The 9,744-nt window shown below is 64.8% G+C and carries 6 protein-coding genes; 4 read left to right on the top strand and 2 right to left on the bottom strand.

Translation table 11 applies throughout. From position 1 onward, the window contains the following. Positions 1–299: 299 nt before the first annotated feature. Positions 300–1,811, bottom strand: a complete 1,512-nt coding sequence (locus tag ACO41U_RS08950; RefSeq protein ID WP_485943283.1) for an IMP dehydrogenase — start codon at positions 1,809–1,811, stop codon at positions 300–302. 296 nt (positions 1,812–2,107) lie between these two features. On the opposite strand from ACO41U_RS08950, the gene ACO41U_RS08945 reads away from it, so the two are divergent. The 3 genes from ACO41U_RS08945 (at position 2,108) to dnaG (ending at position 7,573) form a co-directional block, all read left to right on the top strand. Beyond that, a complete protein-coding gene (locus ACO41U_RS08945) occupies positions 2,108–3,346 on the top strand; it encodes a TMEM43 family protein (protein WP_485943281.1) in 1,239 nt (412 codons plus the stop codon). A gap of 241 nt (positions 3,347–3,587) precedes the next feature. Continuing rightward, positions 3,588–5,663, top strand: a complete 2,076-nt coding sequence (locus ACO41U_RS08940; RefSeq protein WP_485943279.1) for a sodium-translocating pyrophosphatase — start codon at positions 3,588–3,590, stop codon at positions 5,661–5,663. 173 nt (positions 5,664–5,836) lie between these two features. After that, positions 5,837–7,573 (top strand): DNA primase, encoded by a 1,737-nt coding sequence (gene dnaG / locus ACO41U_RS08935; protein WP_485943277.1) that lies wholly within the window; start codon positions 5,837–5,839, stop codon positions 7,571–7,573. A gap of 58 nt (positions 7,574–7,631) precedes the next feature. Here dnaG and alr read toward each other — a convergent pair whose 3' ends face one another. Then, positions 7,632–8,783, bottom strand: coding sequence for an alanine racemase (alr, locus tag ACO41U_RS08930; protein ID WP_485943275.1), 1,152 nt, complete (start codon positions 8,781–8,783; stop codon positions 7,632–7,634). Positions 8,784–9,089: 306 nt separating this feature from the next. Here alr and ACO41U_RS08925 point away from each other — a divergent pair, with 306 nt between their 5' ends. Beyond that, positions 9,090–9,716 (top strand): IS607 family transposase, encoded by a 627-nt coding sequence (locus ACO41U_RS08925; protein ID WP_485943273.1) that lies wholly within the window; start codon positions 9,090–9,092, stop codon positions 9,714–9,716. Positions 9,717–9,744: the final 28 nt, after the last annotated feature.

The following is a 9,744-nucleotide window of genomic DNA, read 5'->3' as shown; positions in this document are numbered from 1 at the left end:
TTGAAAGCGATCAAGGAACATCAAACGGAGGGTATCCTTCAGCGCTTCCTTAAGCTCCTTAAGCTTTAAAATGGGGCTACGACCCCCCTTCGGGGAGCCTTCCGGCAGCCGTTCGCTGGCGCTCACGGGCCGTCAGTCCCAATCCCCACGCGCTTCGCGCGGCCTGATGAAGTTTCAGGCACTGAAGGGAGCCCATGCGGTTGACAGTTCTTAACGACTTAATCAGTGTTTCCTTAAATACGCAACGGGAGGAGTAGTGGGGGCTTCGCGGCCGAATACCGCGGCGCCCCTTCGCTTGCCTACTTCGTCCTCTTGACGGCTTCCTTCAGGATGACGTCGTGGGCGCCGCCCTCCACCAGCGTCACCGGCGACACCAGCGTCAGCTTCGCCTTGCGCCGTATCTCCGCCATGGAGAGGGCGCCGCAGTTGCAGAACGTGGAGCGGATCTTGCTGAGCGTCTCCGTCACGTTCTCGCGCAGCGTGCCCGCGTAGGGCACGTAGGAGTCCACGCCCTCCTCAAAGGACAGCTTTGCGGACGCCGAGTCCCCGGAGTCGTAGCGCTGCCAGTTGCGCGCGCGGGATGAGCCCTCGCCCCAGTACTCCTTGACGTAGTTGCCGTTCACCATCACGCGGTTCGTGGGGCTCTCGTCGAAGCGGGCGAAGTAGCGCCCCAGCATACAGAAGTCCGCGCCCATGGCCAGCGCCAGCGTGATGTGGTAGTCCAGCACGATCCCGCCGTCGGAGCAGATGGGCACGTAGATGCCCGTCTCCTCGAAGTATCGGTCCCTGGCGCGGGCCACCTCGATGACGGCCGTGGCCTGGCCGCGCCCGATGCCCTTGGCCTCCCGCGTGATGCAGATGGACCCGCCGCCGATGCCCACCTTCACGAAGTCCGCGCCGGCCTCGGCCAGGAAGCGAAAGCCCTCCTCGTCCACCACGTTGCCGCCGCCCACCTTGACGGCCTCCCCGTATCGGCTCCGAATCCAGGCCAGCGTCCGGCGCTGCCACTCCGTGAAGCCCTCGGAAGAGTCGATGCACAGCACGTCCGCTCCGGCGCCCACCAGGGCCGGAACGCGCTCCTCGTAGTCCCGCGTGTTGATGCCCGCCCCGACGGCGTAGCGCTTCTGGGCGTCCAGGAGCTCCAGGGGGTTCTCCTTGTGCATGTCGTAGTCCTTGCGGAACACGAAGGCCACCATGTTGCCCTCGTTGTCCACCACGGGCAGGGCGTTCAGCTTGTGCTCCCACAGGATGTCGTTCGCCTCGCTGAGCGTCAGGCCGTCCCGCGCAAAGACGATCTTGTCGATGGGCGTCATGAAGTCGCGCACGGGGACGGATGAGTTCATGCGGCTGACGCGGTAGTCGCGGCTCGTGACGATGCCCAGGAGCCTGCCCGTCAGGCTGCCGTCGTGGGTCACCGCCACGGTGGTGTGCCCCGTCCGGTCCTTCAGCGCCAGGATGTCGGCCAGCGTCTCGTCCGGCCCGATGGAGGAATCGTTCGCCACGAAGCCGGCCTTGTAGCGCTTGACGCGCCGCACCATCTCCGCCTCGCTCTCGATGGGCTGTGAGCAGAAGATGAAGGACAGCCCCCCCTCCCGGGCCAGCGCGACGGCCATGCGGTCGTCGGAGACCGACTGCATCACTGCGGAGGTCAGGGGAACGTTCAGCGAAACGGGCGGTTCCTCCCCCCTGCGGAAGCGGCATAGGGGCGTCCGCAGGGACACGTTCGCGGGGATGCACTCCGCAGAGGAGTAGGAGGGGACCAGAAGGTACTCGGAAAAGGTGTGCGACGGCTCCTCGTAAAAAAATGCCATTCTCAGCTCTCCTTATATTTGAATTTTATATAAAAATATCGCCCCCAGGGGGGCGGCGTTCTCCGTGGTTCTCCGGCCGCCCGTCGGTCGAACGGGAGGTAGGGAACGTATCTGGATATTCTAACATTCCGGCCGGAAATTTCAAAAGGCTCGGGGCTCGGGCGGGTTAAAAAAACCACCCCAAAGACTGCCCCTTCGCGCCGGTCCGGACGCTTCCGTCCCACATTCTTCTGTGCTATATTTCAAGCGGCCTGCCTTGGGAGCCGAATCTTGAAACTTAAGGAGGACTTTGCAACATGGCGTACACGGAGACGAAGAACACGAGCTGGGGCGAGCGCCTTGGCGGTGCGTTTAAGGGGGTTGCCGCGGGGCTTGTCCTGATCCTCTTGGGGTCGTGGCTGCTCTGGTGGAACGAGGGGCGCACCTACAAGAAGGCCGGGGCGATCGGCGAGGCCATGGTGCAGACGCAGGACGTGGCGGACATCAGCACGGTGGACCCGGCGCTGGAAGGCAAGGTCGTCCACGCCATGGGCAGGGCGGACACGACGGACGTGTTGACGGACCCGGCGTTCGGCGTGTCGACGACGGCCATCGCCCTCTCGCGCGAGGTGGAGTACTACCAGTGGACGGAGCACGAGAAGAGCGAGACGCGCAAGAAGCTGGGAGGCGGCGAGGAGACCGTCACCACCTACACCTACAGCCGGGAGTGGGTTGCGAGCCCCATCGACTCCTCGGCCTTCCACGACCCCATGTACAGCACGGCCCAGCCCTTGAGCAGGAACGACATGGGCCCCAACGACACGCTGGCCGACTTCGAGGACGAGGAACTCTATGCTCAGAACGTTTCCTTCGGCGCCTACAAGCTGCCGCCCTTCCTCGTGCATCGGATCGGCGGGGCCGTGCCCATGGCGCTCTCGCCGGAGAGCGTGGACCTTCAGGCCATCGCGGTGGCCATTCACGTTTCGGACCTCTACGCGAGGCGCTACCTCGAAGCCCCCGTTTCCGCGGACGCCCTGGTCCACGTGGCGGGCAGCACCATCTACATCGGTCAGAACCCCGGCACGCCCAAGATCGGCGACGTGCGCGTCACGTTCCGGCGCACGCCCCCCGCGGACGTTTCCATCATCGCGAAGGTGATGTACGACACCTTTGAAGAGTACGTTGCCTCGAACGGCTACACCTTCAGCCGCCTGGCCATGGGGAAGGCCAGCATGGAGAAGATGTTCGAGGATGCCAAGAGCGAGAACAGCACCATGGCCTGGATCCTCCGCATCGTTGGAATCGTCGTCGTCATCGCGGGACTGCGCACCGTGCTGAGCCCCCTGGCCGTCCTGGTGGGGGTCCTCCCCATCCTGGAGAGCCTCGTGGGCGCGGGGATCGGCCTGGTGTCCCTTCTGTTGGGGCTCGCCTGGTCCTTCGTCGTCATCGCCGTGGCGTGGGTGCGCTTCCGCCCGCTCCTGTCCGGCTCCCTCCTGGCGGCTGCCGTCGTCTTCCTCGTCCTGACCTTTATCCGCGGGCGCAGGCGGGCCGCGTAGAGCGGGGCGTGCGGTCGTCGAGTGCAGGTGATGGGGCCGTCCGCAAGGACGGCCCCTTTCTTTCTTCAGCTTGCCGTCTTGTTGATATTTTGCCCTTGATTTCCCCCTGAATACGCTATAATCTTCTACAGTAGGAAGTTTTGGACGCCGCGAAGGGATCGACGCACCGGGAGGAAGGGGCGCCGCCCTTCGTGTTGGCGTCCGAAATCGTCCAAAAAATCAAGGTGGGAGGTTTTTCGCTGTGTGGCTGGTTCTTGTGTTCATCACTCTGGTCTTTGGTCTCCTTGGCGGCGCTTACGCCTGGACGGTCTTTCAAAAGCTCTCGGAGAGCTCTATCAAAAACGATAGGATTGCAGAGCTTGCGGGCATCATTCACGGGGGAGCGATGGCGTTCCTCAGGAAGGAGTACTCCTGGCTGGCTCCTTTCGTAGGGGTCGTCGCGGTGCTCCTGGGGATTCTCCTCGGCGTGGGGCAGGCCTTTGCCTTCGTGCTGGGGGCCCTCTGCAGCGCGGGGGCGGGCTACATCGGAATGCACGTGGCCACTCAGGCCAACGGGCGCACCGCCTATGCGGCGTCGGACAACTCGAAGGATAACGCGGCGGGCGGCGCCCTTGAGGTCGCCTTTTCGGGCGGCAGCATCGTGGGCATGGTGGTCGTGGGCCTGGGCCTGATCGGGCTGGCCGTCGCCTACCTCTTCCTGAACGACGTGAACGTCCTGACGGCCTTCGGCATGGGCGCGAGCAGCATCGCCCTCTTTGCCCGCGTGGGCGGCGGCATCTACACCAAGGCGGCCGACGTGGGCGCCGACCTGGTGGGCAAGGTGGAGGCCGGCATCCCGGAGGACGACCCACGTAACCCGGCCGTCATCGCGGACAACGTGGGCGACAACGTGGGCGACATCGCCGGCATGGGCGCGGACCTCTTCGAGTCCTACGTCAACGCCATCATCGCCGCCATGGCCATCGGCTTCGCGTTCTCCTTCACGAAGGACGGCGATACCCTGGGCCTGTGGGGCGTGGGCTTCCCGCTGATCCTCTCCTCCTGGGGCGTCCTGTCCTCCATCGTGGGCTGCATGATGATCTCCCGCAAGGCGCCCTTCTCGGACGTCGTTGTGAGCTTTATTCGGCTGCTCCCCGGCATGGATCGTGTTATGGACCGCATCGATCGCGGTGACGCCGCCTTTGCCCTGCGCACCGGAACCTTCGCGGCGGGCATCCTGATGATCCTGGGGACGCTCGTCTTCAGCCTCCTTTTCTTCTTCACGAACTCCATTAGCGTGTTCCTCTCCGTCACCTCCGGAATCCTGGCCGGCATCCTGATCGGCTACGTCACCGAAATCTACACCTCAGGGGACTACCGCTTCGTCCGCGGCGTCGCCGCCTCCTCCGAAACGGGGGCCGCCACGGTGATCCTCTCCGGCCTCTCCCTGGGCATGATCTCCACGGGCATCCCCGTCCTCCTGATCTGCGCCTCGACGCTGCTCAGCTACTGGCTGGCCGGAATGTTCGGCGTGGCCGTCGCGGCCGTCGGGATGCTCTCCATTACGGGGATCTCCCTCAGCGTGGACGCCTATGGCCCCATCTCCGACAACGCGGGCGGCATCGCCGAGATGAGTGACCTGCCTGAGGAGGTCCGCGAGATCACGGACCACCTGGACGCCATCGGCAACACCACCGCCGCCATGGGCAAGGGCCTCGCCATCGGCTCCGCGGCCCTCACCGCGCTGGCCCTGTTCGTCGCCTACTCCCAGGCTGCGGGCATCAGCAAGATCGACATCATGGACCCGAAGGTCATCGTGGGCATGTTCCTGGGCGGCATGCTGCCCTTCATCTTCTGTGCCCTGTCCATCGAGGCCGTCAGCAAGGCGGCTCAGGCGATGATCGAGGAGGTGCGCCGTCAGTTCCGTGAGATCGTCGGCATCATGGAGGGGACGGGCAAGCCGGAGTACGAGAAGTGTGTGGCCATCTCCACCCACGCGGCCCTCACCCAGATGATCGTCCCCGGCTGCCTCGCCATCGCTGCGCCCATCCTGGTGGGCTGGCTGCTGGGCAAGGAGGCGCTGGGCGGCCTGCTGGGCGGCGCCATCGTCACGGGCGTCATGATGGCCATCTTCATGTCCAACGCGGGCGGCGCCTGGGACAACGCCAAGAAGTACATCGAGGAGGGCAACTACGGCGGCAAGGGCTCCAAGAACCACGCCGCGGCCGTCGTGGGTGACACGGTGGGCGACCCCTTCAAGGACACGGCCGGCCCCAGCCTGAACATCCTGATCAAGCTGATGACCGTGGTGGCCCTCGTGCTGGCCCCGCTGTTCTGATCCCAGCTTCCAATCCCTGCTGCAAAGGACTTGGAAACGGAATAAACCGGACGGCCGGCGGAATATCGACTGTAGTTCGGGAGGGCGTCCGCCCTCCCGAATTTTCTGTCTTGAACGCCTTTTGAACGCCTCAAAGCCGTGCTCTCGACCTGCTCTCGAAAGGAGCTTCCGCTATGGCAAACGACGACGTGCAGCTCGTCAAGGAAAAACTGGACATCGTGGACATCGTTGGGGACCGGGTGCGGCTGCGCCGCGCCGGGCGGGACTTCGTGGGCCTGTGCCCCTTCCACAACGAGAAGACGCCATCCTTCCACGTGTCCCAGGAGCGGCAGAACTACCACTGCTTTGGCTGCGGCAAGGGGGGCGACGTCTTCACCTTCGTCATGGAGACGGAGGGGCTGGACTTCCGCGCGTGCCTTGAGCTTCTGGCGGCGCGGGCGGGGGTGACGCTGACGCGGCGCGGCGACGGGAAGCGCGCGGGTGGCGACCTGTACGAGGTCATGGGGGAGGCGGCCCGGTTCTTCAGCGCGCAGCTCCGGGGGCCGGAGGGCGCGGCGGCGCGGGCCTACCTGGACCGGCGCAGCCTTGCCCCGGCGGACGCGGAGCGCTTCAGCCTCGGCTGGAGCGGCAGCTCCTGGGACGCCCTGACCCGACACCTTCGGAGCCAGGGCGTCACGGAGCGCCAGGCCGTCGCCTGCGGGCTGGCGCTGGAGGGGCAGCGGGGGGGTGTCTACGACCGATTCCGCGGGCGGCTGATGTTCCCCATCCGGAACGTCGCGGGGCGCGTCATCGCCTTTGGAGGACGCCTTGTGGACGGCGAGGGCGCGAAGTACATCAACAGCCCGGAGGGAGAGATCTACAGCAAGCGCAGGAACCTCTACCTGCTGCACGAGGCCCGAAGCGCCATTCGGGAGCGAAAGCGCTCCATTCTGGTGGAGGGCTACATGGACGCCCTGCGGCTCCACCTGTGCGGCTTCCCGGAGGCCGTGGCCTCCCTGGGGACCTCCCTGACGGAGGACCAGGCGCGGCTGCTCAAGCGCTTCAGCGACACCTGCTACATCTGTTACGATAGCGATGCGGCGGGGCAGGAGGCGACGCTGCGCGGTATGTACGTCCTGCAGGAGCTGGGGCTCGACGTGCGCGTCGTCTCGCTGCCGTCGGGGAAGGACCCGGACGAGTTCCTGCTGGCGTCCGGGGGCCCCGCCCGCTTCGAGGAGGCGATCGCGAACGCGCGTCCCCTGATCCTTCAGCACCTGGCCGCCGTGCGGGGGGCGCTGGAGTCGTCGGACGCCCGCCGGGCTGGCGTGGAGTCCCTCATGAACGGCCTCCTGCAGCTGGACCCCTCCAGCATAGCCCCCCACGTCCCAGAGCTGGCCGGGGCGCTGAACCTCTACCCTCACGAGTTCTGGAGGGAGCTCGAGGACTTTCGCCGCCGCGCGCCGCGCCCCTCGTCTCGCCCGGCGGAGGCTGCCGCGCCGGAGGGGCGGGAGCCTTCGCGGAAGCTGGCGCTCGACCCGCTCGAGTCCGCGCTGTGTTCCCTCCTCTGGCGCGACGGGACCCGTCGTCGGACGCCCGCGGAGGAGGTGCTGGCGCTCCTGTCCGACGAGCGGGTGAAGGAGGTGGCCCTCTCCATCCTGATGGAGTCCCCCGCGGCTCTGGAGGCGCGCTGGCTGTCGCTGAACGACCGGTACCCCCTGGCCTTGCTGGCGCGGGGCGACGCCTTCTGCGACGAGCTCGTCGCCTCCCCCGACGGCACGGACCCCTGGGAGGTCGTCTGCACGGCGCTGAAGCGACGCAGGGGCGAGGCCCGCCTTGCCGCGCTGAACGCGAGGATGAAACAGGGCGCGGCCACCGCCGAGGAGCTGGCAGAGGCCCACGCCCTGGCCGCGGCACTGAAGAGGCGGAACTGACGCTCTCCCGCCGCGCTCTTCGTTTGGATTTTGGTGGATTCTGGCTGGGTCCGCTTCCCTAAAGCCTCTTTTCCCCGTGCTCGATGAAGACGCGGGGCACCCGCGGCATGATGCAGCTCAGGAGCTCGTGGATGATCGTGTGCCCCGCGAGGGCCGCCTTCAGCATCAGGCGCCCGTCGAGGATTACGGCCTCGTCCCCGGCCCTGACCCCCGGAACGTCCGTGACGTCCGCCATGAACATGTCCATGCAAACGCGCCCCACCACCGGACAGAGCTGGTCGTGGATGTAGACGCTCATCCGGTTGGAGAGGGCGCGCGGGTACCCGTCGGCGTATCCCGTGGGCAGGACGGCCAGGACGGAGTCGCGCTTCAGGACCGCCGTGCCGCCGTAGCCGATCTTCGACCCCTTCGGCAGCGCGCGGACGGCGGCGATCCGGGCCTTGAGCGTCATGACGGGCTTCAGCTCCGCCGGGGACTCCACGTCCTCGTCCGAAGAGGCGTAGCCGTAGAGCACCAACCCGAAACGGCCCATGTCCAGGTGCGCCTCGGGGTACCTCAGCACGCCGATGCTGGCCGCGATGTGCCCCAGCTTGAACGTGACGCCGCGGTCCGCCAGCGCCTGGCGGGCTGCGGCGAACTTCGCCAGCTGCATCCGGGTGTATTCGGGGTCGCCGTCCGCGTTGGCGAGGTGGCTGAACAGCCCCTCGGCTTCGAGCCCCGGCAGGCGGCACAACTGTGCCATCTCGTCGGCTACGGCCTCCCAGCCGATCTCCGGCCAGTAGAAGCCAATGCGCCCCATGCCGGTGTCCACCTTGACGTGGATTTTGATGGTCCGCCCCGCGGCGCTGGCCGCCCTGGAGAGCGCGAGGCCGTTTTCGAGGTCCCCCACCGCCTGGGTGACGTCGTACTCCCACATCAGGGGGGCCAGGGACGGCGCCGACTGTCCCAGACACAGGATGGGCAGCCTGATGCCGTTCTTCCGCAGCGTCACGGCCGCCATGACGTAGGCCACAGCCAGCATGTCGATTCCGCACGTTTCGAGCTTTCTCGCGACCTCCACGAGGCCGTGGCCGTAGGCGTCCGCCTTGACCACGGCGAGGGACTTGACTCCCGGCTTCAGCAGCCCCTTCAGCGACCGTACGTTGCCCTCCAGCGCGTCGAGGTCGATCTCCGCCCAGGTTCGGGTCATCGCAAGTTCCAGATTCGTCATCTCAGTTTCTCCTCCCGTTCAGGAATCGAATCTCGCAGGGCCGCCCTGCGAGGCGGTTCAAAGTTTTCGGATGGTTTCATCAGTTGGAAGTATTATAGAGCAAAACCGCGGACGGGTTCAACGCGGCAATGCGATACTCAATGCTATACTTAGGAAGCATTGAAGCGCAAGGCATTGAAGTGTAAGGCGTTGAAGCGCACCGCGCTGCTGCGCGTTTTCCGGCAGCGGGCGCCGCAAGGGGGCGCCCGTGGAGGGTTTGTTAACTGCTTATTGAAACATATCTAAACATGTGCAATAATATTCAATATGAACAGATATATAAGCATTGGAGAGGCAGCTCAACTATTAGGAGTTTCCGTCTCTACGCTTCGGCGTTGGGATCGGGAAGGCAAGGTGTCCTCAGTCAGGACTTCCGGGAATCAGCGTCGCTATGACCTGGATGGTTTACTTCCTCACCGGGTTCGGCAAAAAACGGACTGTCGCAAAACTCTGGCGTATGCTCGTGTTTCCAGCCACGATCAAAAAGAGGACCTGGAACGTCAAAAACAGGTTCTGGAACTGTATTGCGCACATCAAGGCTGGACGTTTGAGGTTATCTCAGACCTCGGCAGCGGCATGAACTACCACAAAAAAGGTTTGAAGCGACTTCTGAACGAAATTCTTGCTGGTTGCGTCGCTCGCCTGGTTGTGACCCACAAAGATCGTCTTTTGCGCTTCGGAGCAGAGCTTGTGTTTGCCATCTGCGAAGCGAAAAACGTGTCGGTCGTTATCCTGAACAGCGATGAGGATACGACGTTCGAGGAGGACCTTGCAAAGGACGTTCTTGAGATCATCACCGTGTTTTCTGCTCGTTTGTACGGTTTGCGCTCCCGAAAGAATCAGAAGTTGCTTGAAGGTGTGAAAAAGGCTGTGGAGGAAGCTCAAGAATGCTGAGAGCCCACAAAATTGCACTGGACCCCAA

Source organism: Fretibacterium sp., assembly GCF_057312375.1.
Note: the sequence above shows the minus strand (reverse complement) of the source record. Positions and strands in the feature narration are given on the sequence as shown.

Bases quoted from the DNA above. Each gene is read 5' to 3' on its own strand.
- ACO41U_RS08925 (WP_485943273.1), top strand. From the start codon at position 9,090: ATGAACAGATATATAAGCATTGGAGAGGCAGCTCAACTATTAGGAGTT.
- alr (WP_485943275.1), bottom strand. From the start codon at position 8,783: ATGACGAATCTGGAACTTGCGATGACCCGAACCTGGGCGGAGATCGAC.
- ACO41U_RS08950 (WP_485943283.1), bottom strand. From the start codon at position 1,811: ATGGCATTTTTTTACGAGGAGCCGTCGCACACCTTTTCCGAGTACCTT.
- dnaG (WP_485943277.1), top strand. From the start codon at position 5,837: ATGGCAAACGACGACGTGCAGCTCGTCAAGGAAAAACTGGACATCGTG.
- ACO41U_RS08945 (WP_485943281.1), top strand. From the start codon at position 2,108: ATGGCGTACACGGAGACGAAGAACACGAGCTGGGGCGAGCGCCTTGGC.